The following is a 20,218-nucleotide window of genomic DNA, read 5'->3' on the forward strand; positions in this document are numbered from 1 at the left end:
CATCCATGAAAGTCGCATTTGCTACACAAGACATGCAGCGCGTCGACGCCCACTTTGGCTGGGCAAAGAATATAGCGGTCTACGATGTCAGAGCCGATGGTTATGATTTTGTTGAATCGTTTACTTTTGAGGGTGACCTGAAAGAAGACGGTGACGAAGACAAACTGGCGCCGAAGCTGGCTGCGATTATGGATTGTGCCATTCTTTATGTCGCCGCTATTGGTGGCTCGGGTGCGGCGCGCGTGGTCGCCAGCAAGATACATCCGATCAAAGTGCCACAACCAGAAGCCATTATGGACATACTGGAAAAGTTACAAGAAGTTGTAAAAGGGACGCCGCCACCATGGCTGCGTAAAGCACTGCTCAAGGATCAGGAGCGGGTAATGGATTTTGAAGACGAGGTGGAAAATGACTGAAGCCGCAATGATAGAAGCTGTAGTGTCACCGATGAGTTCGGGTTTTGTGCAGGAGCTTGTGAAGCAATGGCGGGCACAGGATACCAATGGTGTATGGGAAGGAAAGTCCGATGAAACATTATTGGCACCTTACATTATTACCAAAGAACAGCGTCGGGAGATGCCTATTATTGGTGATCCTGATCCGGAGACTTTATGGCGTCTGGAGCTGTTTTATAACGCGGTCGGACTGTCTATAGAACGTCGTAGCGGCGTTATGGTTTCTCCCATGATGAAAATGTCGCATGAGGGTTTTGGTCGTCTGGTGTTGATGGCAGGCCGCTTGATAGTCGTCAACAAACAGTTGCGTGACGTGCATAGATTCGGCTTCGTGAGCATGGAAAGTCTGGCAGAAGAAGGCGAGAAATTTGTGACTTCTGGCCTGGACATGATTAATCAGTTCCCTGCTGTGGCGAAATACGGTTAGGAGCTCGACATGGAAGACCTCGACACGATCAAAGCTAAGGTTAAAAAACTTAACCAGCAGGCGACTGCGCTGAAAATGGATTTGCACGACCTGTCGGAAGACTTGCCAACCGGGTGGGAGCGCATCATGGAAGTCGCGCAAAAGGCGTATGACGCCCATGCAGCGCTGATTGAAGCTCGTAAAGCGTTAAGTGCAGCTGGTGGCTGATTTTAAGGAGAAATGTCATGGCCTCTTTTAGTATTACCTTGCCTAGTGGTGAGATTTGGACACCGAATTTTGTTGCTGAACTCAACCAGGAGAAATGTATAGGTTGCGGTCGTTGCTTCAAGGTTTGTTCGCGTGATGTGCTGCAACTGGTGGGCATTAACGAGGATGGTGAAGTGATAGCACTGGCGTCAGATGAAGACGACGATGATGACGAGGAATACGAAAAAAAGGTCATGACCATAGCCCATCAGGAAAACTGTATCGGCTGCGAGGCGTGTTCCAAGATTTGCCCGAAAAAATGTTATACCCACAGCCCGTTACCGGCTGAGTGAATTTCAGGAGAAAAGCATGAATACGAACATACAGGCAGTGAGTTATGACTGGTTGATGGCGCATGCCAGAAGTCCCGAAGATGGCATGACCATGGCGTTTGCCGGGGTGATACAGTCCGCAGGCAAGGGCGAGATTCAGCCCCCGAATCTTGGCATGGGCTTGTCGGTGAATAAATTTATCGAATTGCTGGATCAATATTTCCCCGGTGCAAGTCCTGAAATGTGTGATGTCAGCGATAAAGCTGAGAGTGCGGATTGTCTGCCTTTTCGTATGGATGAATTTCAGGATCTGGTGGAGCTGTTGCTGGAGCATCGTAGCAATGACAGTGAGCAAACTGAATGGCTAGCGTACGCTTTTGCCAGTGGCTGTATGGGTAAGGATCATCTATATGCAGATATGGGATTGCCGGGACGGCCAGCTGTATCTGCATTGCTGGAATTTCATTTTACTGCGCTGTTTCTGAAGAACGAGGGCAGGAAAATGAAATGGAAAAAATTCCTCTATAAACAATTATGTGATCGAGCTGAAATTAAGGCTTGCCCAGCGCCTAGTTGCAGTGTGTGCGACGAGTATCGTAATTGTTTTGGGACTGAGGATAGCGCTGTGAAGGTGCAGCCAGATGTTGTGGTTACAGTTGCTTAGTGTTGATTAACAACCAGCGATGAAGCGCGAGTCTGCATGATTAAACGGCAGGTTGTATATGACCAGCACCCAAACACGGCTACCTGGATCATGTCCCGTACCAGTCAATATGCAATTCAGGCGCTGACCTTTATGGCGATACAGCCATTTGGGACTTTGGTGACTGTGTATGATATTGCGAGTCAGCTTAATGTGCCGGCGGCATATCTTGCAAAGATTATGCAGTCTTTGAACAAGGCGAAGTTTTTATCAACGCAACGCGGTCGTCATGGTGGAATTTACCTGCATGCAGGTGCAGAAACGGTGGGGTTGCTGGAGATACTTGCTTATACCGAGCGTGGCTCGCTAGTGCATGATTGTTTACTGGGGCTGAAAACTTGCAGTGATGAAACAGCTTGCCCGATACATAGTACATGGCAACCGATCAAGCAAGCTATTATAGATTTGCTGGAGGAATGTACTTTGCAGCGGTTGGCAGAGGATGTACGGAGTGGTCGTTATCGGCTGGCAGATTTGCCGCAGGAGTTAATTGCGTCAAGGTTGTCACTTGGGACAGTTTGATTTGCAGCATGTATGTTTAAAGCTTAAATATTGTTGCAGTCGTTATGTAGTTAAAAGTAATATCGCTTATGAGTCAGCAATGCATGGTGATAGCAGGAGATTTTGGCGGCAGGGTGTTTGAGTGTGTGGATTCGATGTGGAGGCAATATGCAATCTAACTTGAAAGTCGATTTTTCAGCGGATATGGGGATCAATGCGATATCGATCATCCCAACGCGTTTTGAATATTTTGAGGAACCTTCTGCGTATGCAGAAAAAGTACTGGGTTACGATCAGAGTGGGCGTTGCTGTTATTACCAGCATGCCTACACGATTACGCGTGATGTGCTGGATGACGACGATAACTTTTACGAGGAAGCGACCTATCACGAAATGTTGACGGCCTGGTTGCTGGATAGTGGGCAATGGCTGAGTCGCACGACTAGTCGTAATGATACGGTGCAGAGCTGTAATTCAGTTATGTCGCCACGTTATGAATTGATACAGAGTAGACCGAGATAATCCACACATGAAAGGAAGCAGATGACTGAATTAAGTAGTCCTGTAATGCGACTGATCGCTGATGAAGGCGGGCGGCAGCGTGGTAAGGGACGTATAGAATTGCTCGAGAAGATTGGTGAGGTGGGTTCAATCTCGGGCGCTGCCAAAGCGTTGGGGCTAAGTTATAAAGCAGCCTGGGAAGCGGTAGAGGGTATGAATAATTTGTCCGATGAACCTCTGATCATCAGGGTCGCTGGCGGTAAAAACGGCGGTGGCTCGGTACTGACTGCCTTTGGCTTGCAGGCTTTATCTGCCTTCAGGCGACTGGAGGGCGAGTATCAGCAGTTTCTAAGCGCTTTGCGAGAGCGTGAGGATTTTGACAAGTTTTTCCACCTAATGAGGAAAATGGATATGAAAACCAGTGCGCGTAATGAATTTCTGGGGCGGGTCAAGACTGTGAATAAGGGGTCGGTCAATGCAGAAGTCATACTCGACATCGGTGGTGGCAACGAATTGGTTGCCATCATTACGCAAGAGAGCGTGGACAATCTGGAACTGGCTGTCGGCAAGGAGGCTTATGCGCTGATCAAGGCACCGTGGGTGATTATCATGGCCGAAGACAGCAATCTTAAAACCAGCGCACGCAACAAATTATGTGGTGTGGTGAGTCGTTGCCAGGAAGGTGCTATTAACGGCGAAGTCGTGATCGCACTTGATGCCGGCAAGAGTGTGGCTGCCATCATTACCAACGAAAGCATCAAATCCATGGGGCTCAAGGAAGGCGTACGCGCCTGCGCCCTGATCAAGGCTTCGCACATTATTCTGGCTGTCATGGCCTGATATCTTTTATTAAGGAGAAAATCATGAAACGTAAATTAACTGGATTATTCACACTGCCTTTACTGCTAGTCGGTATGGGGGTCAGTAGCGTCTATGCAGATGAGGTGCAAGTGGCGGTTGCTGCGAATTTCACTGCACCGATGAAGGTGATAGCAGCAGACTTTGAGAAAGATACTGGTCACAAAGCGTCATTGTCCTTTGGCGCTACCGGCAAATTCTACGCACAGATCAAGAATGGCGCGCCGTTCGATATCCTGCTGGCTGCGGATGATGAAACCCCGGCTAAGTTGGAAAAAGAGGATCTCGGCGTTGCCGGCAGCCGTTTTACCTATGCCATAGGCAAACTGGTGTTGTGGTCGGCCAAGCCTGACTTTGTCGATGACAAGGGAGAAGTGCTGAAAAAAGGCAGCTTTGAACATATCGCGCTGGGCAATCCCAAGCTGGCACCTTACGGTGTTGCAGCAGTTGAAACCATGACTAAGTTAGGTCTGATGAGCACGTTGGAACCGAAATTCGTACAGGGCGAAAATATCGCCCAAACCTTCCAGTTTGTAAGCACGGGAAATGCCGAGCTGGGTTTTGTCGCACTGTCGCAGGTGTATGAGAACGGCAAGCTGAAAAGTGGTTCTGGCTGGATAGTGCCTGCCAATATGCATAATGCCATACGTCAGGATGCGATATTGCTGAGTAAGGGAAAAGGAAATCCTGCTGCCGAAGCGTTGCTTAAATTTCTCAAGTCTGACAAGGCTAAGGCAGTCATTAAGGCCTATGGTTACGATTTATAAGTGTGGGTAGTTGTATATTTTGAAGGAACGAATCATGAATGGAAGATATGCTGTAGTGGTAATGTTATTACTCACATTTTGCGGGTCTGCTAACGCCGATGAGCAGGATACCAGACAAAAAATAAGCATGCCTGAAGCGGTAAAAACCGACATGCTGAGTCGTATGCGTGATCATTTACTGGCTTTGCATGAAATTCAGGTGGCGATAGCGCATGGCGAGCTGGATAAAGCCAGCGATATCGCTGAGACACGTATAGGCGTAAGTTCTATGCAGCCACAAATGCAACAGGGCACTGCAGCTTACATGCCGCAGGCCATGCGTATGATGGGTATGGAGATGCATAAATCGGCCAGTCGCTTCGCCAGAACAGCGACGGAAGGTGATACGATACGGGCCTTGGACAGCTTGTCGACAGTGACTGAGCAGTGCGTCGCCTGCCATGCTGCCTATAAGCTTAATTAAGCATATGCAATTTTTAAACGGAGTGGTAGATACCAGTGGAATCTGATTTTAGTGCTATCTGGCTAACCTTCAGGCTGGCGACGGTAACTACGCTGTTGCTGCTACTGATAGGTACGCCTATCGCATGGTGGCTGGCGCGGACACGATCATGGGTGAAAGGTCCGGTAGGTGCGATAGTCGCCCTGCCTATCGTGCTGCCGCCATCGGTGATAGGTTTCTACTTGCTGTTGGTGATGGGTCCTAATGGGCCTGTTGGTCAATTCACTCAGGCGCTAGGTCTGGGCTTGCTGCCATTCACGTTCTGGGGATTGGTCGTTGGTTCCGTTTTTTACTCCATGCCATTCGTGGTGCAGCCGATACAAAATGCCTTTGAGGCCATAGGTGAACGCCCGCTGGAAGTGGCAGCGACGCTACGCGCATCGCCGCTTGATACTTTCTGGAGTGTGGTATTGCCGTTGGCCAGGCCAGGTTTCCTGACGGCGACCGTACTCGGTTTCGCCCATACCGTTGGGGAATTCGGTGTGGTGCTGATGATAGGCGGCAATATTCCAGATAAAACACGAGTGGTGTCGGTGCAGATATATGATCATGTCGAAGCGCTGGAATACACTGAAGCCCATTGGCTGGCAGCGATCATGGTGGCGTTCTCGTTCCTGGTATTGCTGCTGCTGTATCTGTTTAACCCCACGGGCAGGCGCAAATGACGGCTACTATTTCAGCATCTGTACGCGCGCGATTCCGGCTGGATTATCCGGGATTTGCACTCGACGTTGATCTTGATTTGCCGGGTAAGGGAGTAACTGCGTTGTTCGGACATTCTGGTTCCGGCAAAACCACATTGTTACGTGCAATTGCCGGGCTGGAACGCGTGCCGGGTGGCTATCTGGCAGTGAATGGCAACGTCTGGCAGGATGATGCACGCGGTGTTTTTCTGCCCACGCACTTGCGCCCACTGGGCTACGTGTTTCAGGAAGCCAGCCTGTTTGCACATCTGAATATCCGTCGTAATCTGGAATATGGCCTGAAACGCGTGGCCGAGCAGCACAGGAAAGTATCGCTGGCGCATGCGATAGAGTTGCTGGGTATCGGACATCTGCTGGAACGCATGCCTGACGCCTTGTCCGGTGGCGAACGTCAACGTGTCGGCATTGCCCGCGCACTGGCGGTGAGCCCGCAACTGTTGTTAATGGATGAGCCGCTGGCTGCACTGGATCTGAAACTCAAAGGCGAAATACTGCCTTATCTGGAAAGACTGCACGACGAGCTGGATATTCCCGTGCTCTATGTCAGCCATTCACCAGATGAAGTCGCGAGATTGGCAGATCATCTGGTTTTGATGGAAAAGGGAAAAGTACTTGCCAGCGGCGGATTGACAGAATCATTGGCAAGGCTTGATTTGCCATTAAGTCAGCATGAAGATGCGGGCGTAGTGCTCGCGGGCACAATTACGGCGTGTGATACGCAATGGCATTTGAATTGTGTGAGTTTCGCTGGCGGCCAGTTATGGGTACGTGACAACGGCGCATCATTGCAGCAGAAGTTGCGCCTGCGCATCCTGGCGCGAGATGTTAGCCTGACCCTGACGCCACATACTGACAGCAGCATATTAAATGTCGTATCTGCCACAGTGATCGAACTGGGTGATGACCACCATCCAGCGCTCACACTGGTACGGCTGGACGCAGGCGGCACGCCATTACTGGCACGCCTCACCCGGCGTTCAGCGGCGTCACTTGATCTGTATCCGGGCCGAGCGGTGTGGGCACAAATCAAGTCAGTGGCACTTATTCAATAGAGCTGCCAGCAATAGTTCGATATGAACTCATCATTCGAGGGTGGGTTTAACTAGTAGCGGGATGTATTAATTTTGGATGAGCTTTATATCTGGAAAGCCGGCTTCATTCGGTCGATTTCAGCTGCGGATAATCCCTCGCTCTTGGCTACTTGTGCCCATCCAGATATGGCATCGACGACTTCCTTCAGGATGTCTAGTGCCTCGCTATTTGTCAGACGGTAGAACTCGGCAGTGGACATGGCTATCGCGATGTCTGGCTCGGGGTTGGTATCATCCAGCGCGAGTGCGTGATGTGCCTTGTTCAGATTTGGATTCATGTCGAATGCATCCGAAAGCCGCCATCCGTCCGTAATTCTGATAAATCCATGGTTGCGCAGGTGATCATCCCGATTGCTGACTAGCACGTTAAAAAGAACGCGCCGAAATAACTGAGTCAGGTCAGTTTGAATAGAACCGCTTGCGCCATGTTTGCTGATGAATTCGGCCATATCCAGATAGCTAGAAAATTCGCCGTCTTTTTTCTCAAGCAGCGTCATGGCTGACGCATACATACGCCGAGAGGTGCCTGTTCGGTCAAATCGCTTTACACAAAAGGTGTGATATTTGGAAGCGAGCTGGGTCGCACGCGAGGGAGGCACACAGATTTTGGCTTTTTCAGCTAGACGATGTGTTACGAGTTCCCAAGCGCCAACGTCGTAAATATCGTTTTTTGCTGGAAATTTCGCGATCCAGAGGCTGTTATCAGCCTCTTCGAAGTTAGCTTTCGGTCGAGCACCGCCAAGCGATGAACCGGGGGCAATCAGCAAGGAAAGCCATTTCTCATACTCGGGAAGTTCCTCAACGCCATCTTCCTCCAAACGGTTACAGATTGATGCTAGCTCGTTAAGATCGGTCACCGTTGGGGTAGGTAGCTCGCTGTTGTCCAGGAATGGACCATCTGGGCGGCGAAAGCGCAGGGCACCCTGACGAGTGTGGTCATTCACCCCGAGCAGAAAATCCATTTCCTGAAGCGTTCTGCGGTCGCGCCCCTCTTTTTTTGCCTGGATAGCTTCGCGTCGCTCCATGAGTACACGTCCCCAGCGATCAGGAGCCGAGTCCAGAAATATCCCAAAGGTAAATGAATCTCCGACTGGGTGTTGCTCCCCGGCGTATAACGCAAGTCTGGGATCCAGCATAAACGGTTGCTGGGCTATCCAGTCTGCAGTGTATTCGAAAGAAGGTGGCAGAGCAGTGCGACCCTTGTCACGATAAAGTGTGCCGACCGAGCCAGAATAACCAAGTTCGTTGGCTTCGAGTAAAACTTCGAAAGCGTCCCGATTATTTTTCGCCATCAGTGTTCTCTTTGCGTAGCCCCTGCAGTAATTGGGAAATAGCTTCCTGATTACGTTCTTTTGAGCTTTTGCTGTATGGTGCAGACGTGTTTTTAAGACGAATCTGTTCGTCAGTGCTCTTTTTGGCATTCCTGCGCTGCGGCAACGCTCGATCTTGCAGTTTGCGGCCAATAACATCGTCCTTAGCCACTTGATCGATATCTTGATCCAAGCCTAATATCCGCAAGGCTTTCATATAAGTACCAATGGCGATATTTGGATCCCCTTTTTCCAAACGATTCAGCGTATCGCGGGATACACCCAGCCGCTCGGCAAAAAGCACGGTCGTCAATTCACGGCGCAGCCGGGCATCACGCAGCCGCTCGCCAAGGGCAGTCAGTTGCTTCGTAATAGATGGAAATGGGGGGTGAAAAGTTCTAGCCATGTCCGTTACTTTATGCAATATATTAGTTTTTGTAAATAGTATCGGACATAAATATCTGTCATGGCTACCATCCGATGCGTTAAGAATGGATTAATGTCCGATACTATGGGCGTTTAATTGGTTTTTGTATGATTTATTGGGCACAATAATTTGTTCTGATGCCCGTTACGGACAAATTACTGACTATAGTTGTTATAGATGTAGCTGTTTGGATTTCGGTTCGCATCATCGGATACGGAAAAACTGGGGGAAGTTTTCATACTTAATTTTAATTATATTAAAATTAATGACTTATATTTAGTAACCAAATAATAATATATTTCTTATTGTAATAATACTAGACCCCCTGTTCCAAAAACATGGCCTGACCGCTCTGCCTCAAATATCAGCCAGATATCTGAGTGAGTTCGAGATAACTAACTTGAATATTGGCTTCTTGAAAGAACAGCTGACGCACCAATTCAAAACATGTAATAGATAGCTGAACTAAAAATTTCGAGTATGACTTCGAAAATTCGCTAAAAATTACAAATCATCTTCATTAATAATTACCGAACCATCAGCACCCCAGTTTACTTTGGTAATACCTGGGCTTTCTTCCTCAAGTCTACGCAACGCCAGTTCCTGCTTGGTTAGCTGTCCCTGTTGCAAACGCACCGTGTCTGCCAAACGCTGGTTCTCCATCATCAATTTTCTAAATGCCAATGCCTGCGAAATAGCAGATTTCAAATCAAAATCATTCCATGGCTTACTAATAAAACGAAATATTTCTGCTTCATTAATTGCACTCATCAGTCCAGCCAAATCCGCATATCCACTCAATATCATACGAGCAGCATTAGGCTGAAAGTTTCTAAACGCTTTTAAAAACTCAACTCCACTCATCTCCGGCATTCGATAATCAGAAATCACCAGATCAAAAGCTACTATCTCAGCTCTTCGCAACGCCTCTACTGGAGTATCAAAAATTTCAACCTCCACACTTTCTGTTCTACCATTTATCTCAATACCGCTCACAAGTACGCGACGCAAAGCATTTAATATATTTTTCTCATCATCCACGAGCATAATACGATTCACTTCAACCCCCTTTTTTAGCGTAAATCCAAATAGTGAATAATTGATTTTCTAGTCGCTCAAAGTTCTTGATTTGAGCAATTAACTGCGCATCCAGCACATAGTCTTTGGATAACAATAAATTTCCACCACCCATCATGTCCCTCGATAATTTCATACCAGATTGAAGCTGCCCAGAATTCAACATCATTTCAGGTTTAGGATCAGGCAAATCAGTTGCAATCTGTGCCATCTTACCCAAAAATGCATCAACCACAGCTGGATCATACCGATTACTTCGACCTTCCTGAATATAGGCTATGGCTTCTTGTTGACTTAAATGTTTATTTAAAATTGTACCAAGTTGCACTGAGTCGTAATCATTTGCAACCGCCAGAATACGTGCACCCAATGGTATGGCCAAGCCTGCCAATTTATCTGGATAACCTTGCCCATCAAATCGTTCATGATGTCCACGTATAAATTTTGCCGCACCATGTAGTTGCTCAAGCGCCATCAAAGCAGCCTCACCTTTTGCAGGATGTTTAACCACCTCAGTACGCTCTTCACTAGTCAAACTAGAAAATGACTTTTCAATCAACCGATCCGACAAACCAATTTTACCCACATCATGCAACAATGCAGCCAGAAAGATATCCTGAACTTCCGCATCCGTCATACCCATGCGCTGTGCTATTGCCCTAGCCATGTCCGCAACACGACGTGAATGCCCAGCCATTCGACCTTCGCGCATTTCTATCAGATTTGAAAACACACGAATGGAGGTAATAAAGCTCTTTTTAAGCTTGTCATGTGACACTTCCAGAAAGCCCATTGTCTGACGAACTTCTTCAGTACGTGCTTTTACTCGCTCTTCCAATGTGGCATTCAGGTTTTTTAATTCTTCATTCTGTGCCCGGATCAAAGCTTCCAAGCGATTTTTTTCACGTTCCAACAACTTAGTATCCAGCGCCTGCTTGACCGTCAGGATAATATCGTTATCCTCCCATGGTTTTGAGATATAGCGATAAATACGCCCTTTATTGATCGCATCTATTGTCGCGCCAATTTCCGCATAACCAGTTAATAATATACGAACAGTATCAGGCCAGTTTTCTCTTGTTTTCTCAAGAAACTGGGCACCATTCATCTCTGGCATACGCATATCAGAAACCACTAGATCCACTGACTCATGTGCCATAACTTCCAACCCTGCAGCCCCACTTTCAGCGGTAAATATACGATATCCAAATGGTCGAAATAGTCTTTTTAATGCAGAAAGTATATTTGCTTCATCATCCACAAACAGGATAGTTATCACATCATCCTGCTGGCTTTGGCCTGCTGCAATTAATTGCGACTCACTCATTTTTCCATCCATTTTTCAATATCCAGACCAACATGAATTCATTATTGATTTATCGGCAAACATATTCTAAATGTTGTCCCTTTCCCCACCTCGCTTTGCACTTCAATTTTCCCATGGTGTTTCTGAATGATGCCATATGCCATAGACAACCCCAGCCCAGTTCCTTTACCAATTGGCTTAGTGGTGAAAAATGGATCAAATATACGTTTCAAATTTTCTGGTGCAATTCCCTTGCCTGTATCAACGACTTCCACCCATACTTCTTCACCTTCTTGTCCTGTACGTATCGTAATCGTGCCCCTATCTTCAATAGCATGCGCGGCATTAACAAACAAATTCATGAAGACCTGATTAAGCTGGGATGACAGGCATTTAATTTCTGGAATACCACCATAATTTTTTACAACTTCCGCCTTGTATTTAATCTCGTTATTAACAATATTTAAAGTAGTATCAATACCTTTCTGTAAATCAGCATATTCCCACTCCTCAACCACATCAACATGAGAAAAATCCTTCAAATCCTGAACGATTTTCTTGACCCGTGTAATACCATCTTTTGATTCCCCCATCAGGGCTGGAAGATCCTCCTTTAGAAAGGATAAATCCAATTTCTGTTTGGTAATCTGTAACCGAGCCAGCACATCTCCGTCGACAATAGCACTTTCGGCCAATTCATAGTCATGAACAATTTCAAACAAATTTTCCAGATATTTTTCCAATGTTCCCAAATTAGAATAAACGAATCCAATAGGATTGTTAATTTCATGGGCGACGCCAGCAGCAAGCTGACCTACTGAAGCCATTTTTTCCGACTGCATTAATTGACTTTGTGTTGCATTCAATTGCTCTACCAAAACCTGCAATTTCAATCGTTCAGCATGCAAAGAACGATTGCTGTGTTCCAGCGCCCTTAACAAATCCAGTCTTTCCAGCACACGGGTAACATCTGGCATTAATTGTTCAAACATTGTTATGTCATCTCGACTAAAACAATCTGCTTCGACTCGACCTAACAAAACAAATACGCCTACAGTATTGCCACCTATCTGAACGGGTGATAAAAGCATAGGTTGTTCCATAATTTCAGGTACACCACCAATCATTCCATTTTGTGAAATCACACCATTTTCAGCAAATGTTAGACGTATCCTATCCCGGAAACTAGCAGTACTCTTCAACTCAGCTAGTACCGCAGCATTTACATTCGGACTGACTAAACCTTTTGGAGCTCCAGTATTATCCAATGAGACATAAATTCCATTTTTTGAACCTGTTGCTTCTTGCAGATCACCCAACACCTCTTCAAAAAAACGCTTTATATCACTCGATGTTTTTACAAGTTTATCCGCCTGACTTAACCGTTCCTGAACATCTGCCATCACAACCATACGTATACTACCTGCCGCTAAGCTATTTGCTTCACGGTTGCTCATTTCATATTTTATGTACAGACGTTCAAGTAAACTATTAAAGCTACTAATCAGTGAATTAAACTCTTCATTACTCTCTGAAGGGGATGGAATAAACTGTTTAAAATCGGTAATCGCATTAATTTCCATTATCAATGAATGGACACATGGAATATTTTGCATAAAAACTCAACCCCTATTAAGCAACAGATTTGTTTACACTAAGCATCCCAGATTAAACACTCTCAAAATTCCTCCATCGAAAAAATCGACAAATTCGTTAACTAAATGATGCTTAATAATTATTATCAGCTTTCCTCATGTTTGATTGGTAACCACACAGTGAAAACAGATCCTTTACCAACCTCACTCTTCACTTCAATTCTCCCGTGATGTTTTTGGATAATGCCGTAAGATAGCGACAGTCCCAAACCTGTTCCTTTACCCACAGGTTTAGTAGTGAAGAATGGATCAAATATCCGATTCATATTTTCAGGAGTAATGCCGTGACCACTATCCGAGATCTCAACCCATACTTCATTTCCCTGCATTCCGGTATGAATAGAGATTTCACCCCGTTCTTCAATGGCATGAGCTGCATTCACAAGCAAATTCATAAACACTTGATTTAATTGTGAAGATAAGCACTCAACATCAGGGATGTCGCCGTACTCCTTAATAACTTTTGCTTTATATTTAATCTCATTGTTGACGATATTCAGCGTACTCTCAATTCCCACTCTCAAGTCTGCGAAATGCCACTCATCTGTAGCATCCACATGAGAAAAATCTTTTAGATTCTGCACTATCTGCTTAACTCGTGTGATTCCCTCTTTAGATTCACTCATTAACTCACGCAAGTCGGCTTTCAAAAAAGCCAGATCCAATTGGTTTCTTTTTGATTGCAGTTGTTCACGTACATCGTCATCTAAAATTGCACTTTCGGCATGCTCATAAGCATCCACCATATCGAACAAGTCCAATATGTATTTTTCTAGCGAACTTAAATTGGAATAAACATAACCAATAGGGTTATTAATTTCATGCGCAACCCCTGCCGCCAATTGACCAATCGAAGCCATTTTTTCTGATTGTAACAACTGATTCTGCGCTGCTTCCAATTTTGTATTTATTTGCTGCATTTCTTCTAGACGAAGATTGCGATCGAGGTGTAACTGCATGTTGGCCAATGCCAAACTCACCATATTCAATAGTGCTATACCTTGTTCCAGGTCGGCATATGTATATGGCACTTGTCCGCCAAGTCGATTCACACTGATTGCGCCAATGACTCTATTTTCAATTTTTAAAGGCCAGCAAATCGCGGAGCTAACTGATTTAAAAACCAAATCGTGGACATCTCTAACCCGTTCAAATCTGATATCGTTAGTTGCATCACCATTGAGCAATAATGCTTTACCATTTTGCGCAACCCAACCTAACACACCAGTTCCCATTTTTACCGAACTACCGACTACTTCTTCTGGCAAATCTATACCGGCAACTATCGAAAGTTCCGTCCCATCAGCATTACACAAAGCCAAAGAACCACTCTTCCCTTCAAATCCACCCACTACCTGAACGATAATCTGTTGATAAATACTTGCTGTTTCTGCTCGCATAGTCACATCTTGCCCAAGACGATACAAATCGTAGATCCAGGATAATTTTGACATGCGATCAAAAGTCATACATTTACCTTCAAGTTATATCGCCAGCAATAAATCAACACTTGCATCAACCTGCGCAGCATCAGGCAAACATGGTTCAATTTGTTCCCAATGGATTTCAAACTGATTCCGTGAAAATTGTGGTAGCTGCTCAACCAAACCTTCGCCACGCAAACCATTTTCAATTAGCACTGCAACATGAACAATTGCTGTAACCAATTCAAATGGAATCTGATCAGGCGTACGCCAATAACGAATCACATGCACGATTTCGGAAGGAAAATTCCAGCGTTTGACTACCTCAGCCCCCACCATAGCATGGTCGAAACCCAGCAGTAACTGTTCAATTTCAAGCAAGGATTGACCTGATTGCGCATGCTGTTCCAGAATTTTGTCAAATTGTTCATGTATACAAATATCCATCATTAATTGCCCGATATCGTAAAACATGCCACTAGTGAACGCCATTTCCTGATCATACTTCATGCACTTTGCCAGCGCTTTAGCATATATAGCCACCCGAAAACTACGCTTCCAATGTGCATAGTTATCAAAGTATCCTTCGCCGGCAGAAGGGAAAGCCCTCAAAAATGCAGCTGACAACACTAATGATCGGACGTTATTAAAACCCATTATCACCACTGCATCCTGCATAGAAACTATTTTCTTGGGTAGTGCATAAAAGGCGGAATTTACAACACGCAAGACTTTTGCAGTCAATCCTTGATCTTGGGCAATTTTTCCTCCTAAATACCTTGCATCCAAATCAGGATTATTAAAACTTGAAATAACCTCCTGAATCACCAAAGGCATAACTGGCAATTGATGTAATTTATCCAGAACTACTTGCATATCAGTAGCTGCCATATCCCACCTTCAATAATTTCAAAGCCATCATAAGTCACCACCTGTAGCTAGCACATCGGAATCAGCGACAAGTATTACCCCCTTAACATGAGACGTTGCTGACATTGAATAACACCAATAGTTAAATACATCTCCACTAACAAGCTTCATTTGCTCCTTATTTGGTTGTTCATTCAACGCGTGCCCCTTTAGTCCTGTCAGCAATACCTCAGGTAACACCTCTCTGGCCATCTCACCTAACAAAGGACATTTGCCCTGCATTCCAAATAATTTATGCGCTCTTTGGTTAGCGACTGCTATTAAACCATCATCACCCACACCGACCACGGCCACTGGCAAGGAATCCAAAATATCCTGTGAAATTTGAAGTGCATGAAAATTACGTAGAATCTCACGAGTTGCATCCGCAACCCTTTGTTCAAGATCATAATTAATGTCGGATAATGCTTCGTTAGCTGCCTGGAGCTGTTGAGTCAATCGCACATTTTCTAATTTCAGCTCATACCGTTTAAACGCTTCCTCCACATTTTCTCGCAGCAAATCATCTTCCCAAGGCTTAGTCAGAAATTTATATATAGCCCCACGGTTAATTGCATCTGTCACCGAATTTAGATCGGTATAACCACTTAACACGATACGCACCGTTTCTGGATACAATTCCTTCACCTTACTCAAGAACTCTACCCCAGTCATTTCAGGCATACGTTGATCGGATATAATTACGCCCACCTGATTCTGGGACAATAACTCCAATCCCTCCTTACCACCTTTTGCGCGCAAAATTTTATAACCATCTCGGTGCAACAAACGCACTATAGCTGCTGCTATATTTTCCTCATCATCAACCAGCAACAATACTCGTTCCATCACATACACCTCTTTTTCAAAAGATACTCGCCACCTTGCTGCAACAAACGAGTAACTTCATCAGCAGGTACTGGTTTACTAAATAAATATCCCTGCATTTCATCACAATTCATTGCTCTCAAACATTCCATCTGCTCAACCGTCTCAACACCTTCAGCAATCACTCTTAGTTTAAGACCATGACCTAGCGCAATAATCGCAGTGACTATAGCCACATCATTCTGATCAATTGTTAAATTACGTACAAATGACTGATCAATTTTTAACGTATCAATCGGAAAACGTTTCAGATAGCTTAGAGAAGAATAACCAGTACCAAAATCATCAATTGAGATTGTCATACCCACATCATGAAGCATTTGCAATACCGAAATAGTTCCTTCTACATCCTTCATTACCAAGCTTTCAGTCAGCTCAACTTCCAGACAACCTGAGGCACAATCCAACCCAACTTCGTTCATTATGGAAACTATCATCTCACCTAATCCAGCTTGCCTAAACTGCACAGCCGATAAATTAACAGCCACCCGTAAAATGGATGAGTTTGTGTTTTGCCACTCCTTGATTTGTGCTGCTACAGTACGAAATATCCACTCTCCGACGGGAATAATAAGTCCAGTTTCTTCCAACAGAGGGATAAACTCAGATGGCGGAATCAGTCCTCTTTGGGGATGCTGCCAACGTAACAGAGCCTCCACCCCAAAAATTTGTCCACTTTCGAGATATATCTGCGGTTGATAATGAAGTATGAACTCGTTACGTTCCAATGCGCGGCGTAGATTACTTTCAAACATAAGCCGCTGAAGCGCACTGGCGTTCATTTGTTCTGCATAGAACTGAAAATTGTTCCTGCCTTCACTCTTGGCATGATACATAGCTGTTTCAGCATTTTTGAGCAAAATGGTAGTATCCATCCCATCAACAGGGTAAATGCTAATGCCAATACTAAAAGAGATAAAAACCTCATTACCTTCTATGAGAAATGGCATAGAAAGTAGATTTAAAAATGCTTGTGCTTTGTCGCTGACTTCATAAATCGCTGAAAAATCGCTCATCATGAAACAAAACTCATCTCCACCTGCACGTGCAACAGCATCTTCCTTACGAATGCTGCCTTGCAGCCTTTCGGCCACTACCTCAAGTAACTTATCACCAACTGGATGTCCTAATGATTCATTTATTTTTTTAAATAAATCAAGATCTAACATCATGATCGCTACCGACTTCCCACTACGTTCAGCATAAGCTAGTGCGCGTTGTAATCGCTCAACAAATAAGGAGCGGTTTGGCAGATGTGTTATGCCATCGTAATGCATAATTCGGTCAATACGTCGATCTTTCTCATCAATCTTCATCACCAATTCATGGTTAATCAGCGCTAACTGTTTATTAGCTTCATCAATTTCATAAGCTAATTGAGTTCGCTTTTTTGACAACTCAAACTGTAAAAAAGCCGAGTACACATCTGCACGTAATGTCTCGTCATCCCATGGCTTAGTCAGATACTTATAAATTGCACCTTGATTGATTGCAGCTTTGATTGAAGTTAAGTCAGCATACCCACTCAAAATCATACGAACTGTTTCAGGATAAGCATCTCGAGCTTTTTCCAACAATGTTACACCGGTCATTTCAGGCATACGTTGATCAGTCAGAATTACACCAACACTATGCGTTGCTAAAACCTCTAATGCGGCTTTACCACTATTGGCTGTCAACACTCGATAACCATCTTGACGTAATAAACGCACCAATGATGCAATAACATTATCTTCATCATCTACCAACAATAGCGTTCTATCCATGATTATCCTTTTAATTTGAGACAGCACATCAGAACCGCAAACACAACGAGTTTATGTTGATATAACATTCAAGCGATAATTTACTAAACTGACCAACACAACATATAACGTTTGTTAATTCACCAGCTTGAATCAATTTGAAATTTTTATGAAAATAGCTTACGTTTATACTGAGTTGACATAACAGCATCAGGTTTAATTTAATAGATCACACAGACATAACTTCTGCTGCTAAAGTTATGAATACTCGCATTAAACACACAACTTTATTGAAATTTTTATCTCTCTCATTAGAGCAACCATAGTCGCTTTATTATATTTTTTCTGACAGCGTAAATTGTAATGCTATTAGCAAACTACTTACAACTCAAAAATCAATGCCATAGTAGATGATAAACCAAGCCCCTCAACAATTCCAATAGAGATAGTTATCAATCAAAAATTCTCATTGGAATATATTCAAGGTAAATGCGTGTTATATATTGATCAGATAAAATCAACATCCTGCTTATTTTATGCAAAGAAAAGCAAAGCAATCGGTCTAATCACGTAGACTTATATTCATTGTATATATCATTTCAGAAATATTTCACGATTTAGGTTGCAAATAAACCACTGTTAAAAACTAAACAGGCACAGGTGATCAGTTTTAGGAGTGCGTCAACAGTCCTGAATTATTAAAGTAGGCATTCGTTTGCATGGTTTTTAAGTTCTTCTGACCGACTCCTTTGGCCGAGGAGGCGGTAGTAATATCGTTCAGACTGTATCCCCATTCAGGGTGGGGAATGCTCAGTCTTACCTTTACAGTTGTCGGCGCGTCAGGAAGCAATAGCATCAGTTTCAATGCATCAGTGATTGATTGCTAGATCACCTCACCAGCCAGATCGCGTATGACTGAGCTGCCTACTGTATCACTGGGATCCAGTTCTCGTAGTTTGTCGAGCAGCGCCAGGCTTTCAGCGCGTCGTCCCAGACGCAGGCGGATGAAAGCCAGTGCTTTGATGGTAAACAGGTAGAAGTGTTGCGGTTCTTCGGTTGGGCTCCAGTTTGTGCTCTGTATCGATAACTGGGACCAGTCTGGAGAAAAACCGCCCTTCTGTGCGGCAGTTGCCAACCCCATCAGGGCTACTTTTTCTGCATCTGCCAGACGGAATTTATAGAAATAGAATTTGTACAGGGCGAAGTAAACTGGCAGGCAGGTGGGGCTGATAGCCTGGGCACTCCATAGTATCGCTTCGGCGCGGCTGGTTTGCTGATATGCGGCTGCAGCATCCTGTAGTAATTGTGCGATGACAGGGCTTGCTTCGCCACCGAACAGATCAACCGGGTCGCCGATAGTATTCATGGATTTCATTACCAGCTTCCTGCAGGAACACGTAAACGTTCAACAGGTACATCATTAATAAGGTGTGAATCGAGAATCTCCATAACATCTTCTTTGGTGACATGGCCATAGAGTATGCCTTCTGGATAGACCAGTACGTTTGCACCTTGATCGCAGGGGCCGAGGCAGCCGGAATAAGTCACCGCGATACGGTCATAGGCATTGCGCTTTTGCAGTTCTTGCCAGAATGTCTGCAATACGTCGTTACAGCCTTTTTGTGCACATGAGCCGCGTGGATGACCAGCAGGGCGAGATTGTGAACAGACAAATACGTGTTTGACTGGCTTGGACATGGTGTTTCCCCTTTAAGAAGTAAAGTTGTGTATTCAGTAACCTGGTTTTATCGTCACATCACCGAGCACCAGCGTCTGGCAGGCAAGGCGCATATTGGCCTTGGCCTTTTTTTCAGCGAGCGTGGCGAGTTCTATGGGGGAGGGGATAGACAGATTCTCCATGCCCGTAACGATTTCAGTTAAGCAAGTGCCACAATCACTTTCGCGGCAGCCGTAAACAATGCCTGCGCCGACCTTTTCCGAGACTTCTATGATGCGGGTGCCTGCTGGTACCGTGACTGATACGCCGATGTCGGCGAAGGTAAGTATTGCTTTGGCCATGACGGTTCTCCTCGAATATGTGGGTGGTTATATAGGCGCCACGGTAGCGTCACCGAACACTTGTGTCTGGCAGGCAAGACGGCATGTTTTTCCTGCAAAATTTTCACGACGCATCATAGACTGAAGTGACTCAAGATCACCTGCGCTACGCCAGCCATCCAGCACTTCCTGAAAGTGTGCGAATAAGGTGGCTTCCTCCAGGGAGGAGGGCGTGGAGAGATTTTCTGCACCGTCAAGCACAGTAAATAAACAGCTGCCACAATCCCCTTCACGGCAGTTGTAAGCGATGTAAGAGCCTACTTTTTCTGATATTTCGATGATGCGTGTGCCAACGGGTACTGTGACAGTGACATTGACATCTGCAAATTTTATTTTCGCCTTAGCCATGATTATTTCCCGATATTGAGTTTATAAATTGGATGTTATCCACA

Annotated in this window: 25 protein-coding genes; 12 read left to right on the forward strand and 13 right to left on the reverse strand. The window is 45.0% G+C overall.

Annotation, left to right across the window (positions count from 1 at the left end; all coding sequences use genetic code 11):
• The first annotated feature begins 5 nt into the window (after positions 1-5).
• The 12 genes from nifX (at position 6) to modC (ending at position 6,988) form a co-directional block, all read left to right on the forward strand.
• Positions 6-416, forward strand: a complete 411-nt coding sequence (gene nifX, locus SFSGTM_RS02145; protein ID WP_162083720.1) for a nitrogen fixation protein NifX — start codon at positions 6-8, stop codon at positions 414-416.
• Positions 409-882 (forward strand): NifX-associated nitrogen fixation protein, encoded by a 474-nt coding sequence (locus tag SFSGTM_RS02150; protein ID WP_162083721.1) that lies wholly within the window; start codon positions 409-411, stop codon positions 880-882. Before nifX ends, SFSGTM_RS02150 begins: the two co-directional genes overlap by 8 nt.
• 9 nt (positions 883-891) lie before the next feature.
• Positions 892-1,089 carry a CCE_0567 family metalloprotein gene (locus tag SFSGTM_RS02155; protein WP_162083722.1) on the forward strand — a complete coding sequence of 66 codons (198 nt, stop codon included), beginning with the start codon at positions 892-894 and terminating at the stop codon, positions 1,087-1,089.
• Positions 1,090-1,106: 17 nt separating this feature from the next.
• Complete coding sequence (gene fdxB / locus SFSGTM_RS02160) at positions 1,107-1,421, forward strand: ferredoxin III, nif-specific (RefSeq protein ID WP_162083723.1); 315 nt, start codon at positions 1,107-1,109, stop codon at positions 1,419-1,421.
• 16 nt (positions 1,422-1,437) lie between these two features.
• Complete coding sequence (locus SFSGTM_RS02165; RefSeq protein WP_162083724.1) at positions 1,438-2,064, forward strand: nitrogen fixation protein NifQ; 627 nt, start codon at positions 1,438-1,440, stop codon at positions 2,062-2,064.
• 90 nt (positions 2,065-2,154) lie between these two features.
• Positions 2,155-2,625 carry an RrF2 family transcriptional regulator gene (locus SFSGTM_RS02170; RefSeq protein ID WP_232526022.1) on the forward strand — a complete coding sequence of 157 codons (471 nt, stop codon included), beginning with the start codon at positions 2,155-2,157 and terminating at the stop codon, positions 2,623-2,625.
• 147 nt (positions 2,626-2,772) lie between these two features.
• Positions 2,773-3,126, forward strand: a complete 354-nt coding sequence (locus SFSGTM_RS02175) for a hypothetical protein (RefSeq protein ID WP_162083726.1) — start codon at positions 2,773-2,775, stop codon at positions 3,124-3,126.
• A 21-nt stretch (positions 3,127-3,147) separates the two neighbouring features.
• A complete protein-coding gene (locus SFSGTM_RS02180; protein WP_162083727.1) occupies positions 3,148-3,945 on the forward strand; it encodes a TOBE domain-containing protein in 798 nt (265 codons plus the stop codon).
• Positions 3,946-3,968: 23 nt separating this feature from the next.
• Entirely contained in the window at positions 3,969-4,730 is a 762-nt protein-coding gene (gene modA / locus SFSGTM_RS02185) for a molybdate ABC transporter substrate-binding protein (protein ID WP_174237385.1), read from the forward strand.
• A gap of 34 nt (positions 4,731-4,764) precedes the next feature.
• Positions 4,765-5,193 carry a hypothetical protein gene (locus SFSGTM_RS02190; RefSeq protein WP_162083728.1) on the forward strand — a complete coding sequence of 143 codons (429 nt, stop codon included), beginning with the start codon at positions 4,765-4,767 and terminating at the stop codon, positions 5,191-5,193.
• A gap of 35 nt (positions 5,194-5,228) precedes the next feature.
• Positions 5,229-5,897 (forward strand): molybdate ABC transporter permease subunit, encoded by a 669-nt coding sequence (gene modB / locus SFSGTM_RS02195; protein WP_434784340.1) that lies wholly within the window; start codon positions 5,229-5,231, stop codon positions 5,895-5,897.
• Complete coding sequence (modC, locus tag SFSGTM_RS02200) at positions 5,894-6,988, forward strand: molybdenum ABC transporter ATP-binding protein (protein WP_162083729.1); 1,095 nt, start codon at positions 5,894-5,896, stop codon at positions 6,986-6,988. The genes modB and modC overlap by 4 nt, the downstream gene beginning before the upstream one ends.
• An 83-nt stretch (positions 6,989-7,071) precedes the next feature.
• Here modC and SFSGTM_RS02205 read toward each other — a convergent pair whose 3' ends face one another.
• The 13 genes from SFSGTM_RS02205 to SFSGTM_RS02265 form a co-directional block, all read right to left on the reverse strand.
• Positions 7,072-8,319: a type II toxin-antitoxin system HipA family toxin gene (locus tag SFSGTM_RS02205; RefSeq protein WP_162083730.1), complete on the reverse strand. Its 1,248-nt coding sequence runs from the start codon at positions 8,317-8,319 to the stop codon at positions 7,072-7,074.
• Positions 8,306-8,743, reverse strand: coding sequence for a helix-turn-helix domain-containing protein (locus SFSGTM_RS02210; protein WP_162083731.1), 438 nt, complete (start codon positions 8,741-8,743; stop codon positions 8,306-8,308). The genes SFSGTM_RS02205 and SFSGTM_RS02210 overlap by 14 nt, the downstream gene beginning before the upstream one ends.
• Before the next feature lie 525 nt (positions 8,744-9,268).
• Complete coding sequence (locus SFSGTM_RS02215; RefSeq protein WP_162083732.1) at positions 9,269-9,823, reverse strand: response regulator; 555 nt, start codon at positions 9,821-9,823, stop codon at positions 9,269-9,271.
• Position 9,824: 1 nt separating this feature from the next.
• A complete protein-coding gene (gene nosR, locus SFSGTM_RS02220) occupies positions 9,825-11,102 on the reverse strand; it encodes a response regulator c-di-GMP phosphodiesterase, NosR family (protein ID WP_232526023.1) in 1,278 nt (425 codons plus the stop codon).
• A 107-nt stretch (positions 11,103-11,209) separates the two neighbouring features.
• Entirely contained in the window at positions 11,210-12,763 is a 1,554-nt protein-coding gene (locus SFSGTM_RS02225; RefSeq protein WP_232526024.1) for an ATP-binding protein, read from the reverse strand.
• 125 nt (positions 12,764-12,888) lie between these two features.
• Positions 12,889-14,271 carry an ATP-binding protein gene (locus SFSGTM_RS02230; RefSeq protein WP_162083734.1) on the reverse strand — a complete coding sequence of 461 codons (1,383 nt, stop codon included), beginning with the start codon at positions 14,269-14,271 and terminating at the stop codon, positions 12,889-12,891.
• A gap of 15 nt (positions 14,272-14,286) precedes the next feature.
• Positions 14,287-15,117: an HDOD domain-containing protein gene (locus SFSGTM_RS02235; RefSeq protein ID WP_162083735.1), complete on the reverse strand. Its 831-nt coding sequence runs from the start codon at positions 15,115-15,117 to the stop codon at positions 14,287-14,289.
• 27 nt (positions 15,118-15,144) lie between these two features.
• On the reverse strand, positions 15,145-15,984 hold the full coding sequence (locus SFSGTM_RS02240; protein ID WP_162083736.1) for a response regulator: 840 nt from the start codon (positions 15,982-15,984) through the stop codon (positions 15,145-15,147).
• Entirely contained in the window at positions 15,984-17,789 is a 1,806-nt protein-coding gene (locus tag SFSGTM_RS02245; RefSeq protein ID WP_162083737.1) for a putative bifunctional diguanylate cyclase/phosphodiesterase, read from the reverse strand. Before SFSGTM_RS02245 ends, SFSGTM_RS02240 begins: the two co-directional genes overlap by 1 nt.
• 862 nt (positions 17,790-18,651) lie before the next feature.
• Positions 18,652-19,143 (reverse strand): hypothetical protein, encoded by a 492-nt coding sequence (locus SFSGTM_RS02250; protein ID WP_162083738.1) that lies wholly within the window; start codon positions 19,141-19,143, stop codon positions 18,652-18,654.
• Positions 19,143-19,466 (reverse strand): (2Fe-2S) ferredoxin domain-containing protein, encoded by a 324-nt coding sequence (locus SFSGTM_RS02255; RefSeq protein ID WP_162083739.1) that lies wholly within the window; start codon positions 19,464-19,466, stop codon positions 19,143-19,145. Before SFSGTM_RS02255 ends, SFSGTM_RS02250 begins: the two co-directional genes overlap by 1 nt.
• A 33-nt stretch (positions 19,467-19,499) precedes the next feature.
• Positions 19,500-19,787 (reverse strand): 2Fe-2S iron-sulfur cluster-binding protein, encoded by a 288-nt coding sequence (locus SFSGTM_RS02260; protein WP_162083740.1) that lies wholly within the window; start codon positions 19,785-19,787, stop codon positions 19,500-19,502.
• 27 nt (positions 19,788-19,814) lie between these two features.
• Complete coding sequence (locus SFSGTM_RS02265; protein WP_162083741.1) at positions 19,815-20,174, reverse strand: 2Fe-2S iron-sulfur cluster-binding protein; 360 nt, start codon at positions 20,172-20,174, stop codon at positions 19,815-19,817.
• Between the last annotated feature and the right edge of the window lie 44 nt (positions 20,175-20,218).

This window comes from Sulfuriferula nivalis (genome assembly GCF_009937995.1).
Classification (GTDB): domain Bacteria; phylum Pseudomonadota; class Gammaproteobacteria; order Burkholderiales; family Sulfuriferulaceae; genus Sulfuriferula; species Sulfuriferula nivalis.

Coding starts and splice junctions, on each gene's coding strand:
- nifX (WP_162083720.1), top strand. CDS start 6: ATGAAAGTCGCATTTGCTACACAAGACATGCAGCGCGTCGACGCCCAC.
- SFSGTM_RS02150 (WP_162083721.1), top strand. CDS start 409: ATGACTGAAGCCGCAATGATAGAAGCTGTAGTGTCACCGATGAGTTCG.
- SFSGTM_RS02155 (WP_162083722.1), top strand. CDS start 892: ATGGAAGACCTCGACACGATCAAAGCTAAGGTTAAAAAACTTAACCAG.
- fdxB (WP_162083723.1), top strand. CDS start 1,107: ATGGCCTCTTTTAGTATTACCTTGCCTAGTGGTGAGATTTGGACACCG.
- SFSGTM_RS02165 (WP_162083724.1), top strand. CDS start 1,438: ATGAATACGAACATACAGGCAGTGAGTTATGACTGGTTGATGGCGCAT.
- SFSGTM_RS02170 (WP_232526022.1), top strand. CDS start 2,155: ATGTCCCGTACCAGTCAATATGCAATTCAGGCGCTGACCTTTATGGCG.
- SFSGTM_RS02175 (WP_162083726.1), top strand. CDS start 2,773: ATGCAATCTAACTTGAAAGTCGATTTTTCAGCGGATATGGGGATCAAT.
- SFSGTM_RS02180 (WP_162083727.1), top strand. CDS start 3,148: ATGACTGAATTAAGTAGTCCTGTAATGCGACTGATCGCTGATGAAGGC.
- modA (WP_174237385.1), top strand. CDS start 3,969: ATGAAACGTAAATTAACTGGATTATTCACACTGCCTTTACTGCTAGTC.
- SFSGTM_RS02190 (WP_162083728.1), top strand. CDS start 4,765: ATGAATGGAAGATATGCTGTAGTGGTAATGTTATTACTCACATTTTGC.
- modC (WP_162083729.1), top strand. CDS start 5,894: ATGACGGCTACTATTTCAGCATCTGTACGCGCGCGATTCCGGCTGGAT.
- SFSGTM_RS02205 (WP_162083730.1), bottom strand. CDS start 8,319: ATGGCGAAAAATAATCGGGACGCTTTCGAAGTTTTACTCGAAGCCAAC.
- SFSGTM_RS02210 (WP_162083731.1), bottom strand. CDS start 8,743: ATGGCTAGAACTTTTCACCCCCCATTTCCATCTATTACGAAGCAACTG.
- SFSGTM_RS02225 (WP_232526024.1), bottom strand. CDS start 12,763: ATGCAAAATATTCCATGTGTCCATTCATTGATAATGGAAATTAATGCG.
- SFSGTM_RS02230 (WP_162083734.1), bottom strand. CDS start 14,271: ATGACTTTTGATCGCATGTCAAAATTATCCTGGATCTACGATTTGTAT.
- SFSGTM_RS02235 (WP_162083735.1), bottom strand. CDS start 15,117: ATGGCAGCTACTGATATGCAAGTAGTTCTGGATAAATTACATCAATTG.
- SFSGTM_RS02240 (WP_162083736.1), bottom strand. CDS start 15,984: ATGGAACGAGTATTGTTGCTGGTTGATGATGAGGAAAATATAGCAGCA.
- SFSGTM_RS02245 (WP_162083737.1), bottom strand. CDS start 17,789: ATGGATAGAACGCTATTGTTGGTAGATGATGAAGATAATGTTATTGCA.
- SFSGTM_RS02250 (WP_162083738.1), bottom strand. CDS start 19,143: ATGAAATCCATGAATACTATCGGCGACCCGGTTGATCTGTTCGGTGGC.
- SFSGTM_RS02255 (WP_162083739.1), bottom strand. CDS start 19,466: ATGTCCAAGCCAGTCAAACACGTATTTGTCTGTTCACAATCTCGCCCT.
- SFSGTM_RS02260 (WP_162083740.1), bottom strand. CDS start 19,787: ATGGCCAAAGCAATACTTACCTTCGCCGACATCGGCGTATCAGTCACG.
- SFSGTM_RS02265 (WP_162083741.1), bottom strand. CDS start 20,174: ATGGCTAAGGCGAAAATAAAATTTGCAGATGTCAATGTCACTGTCACA.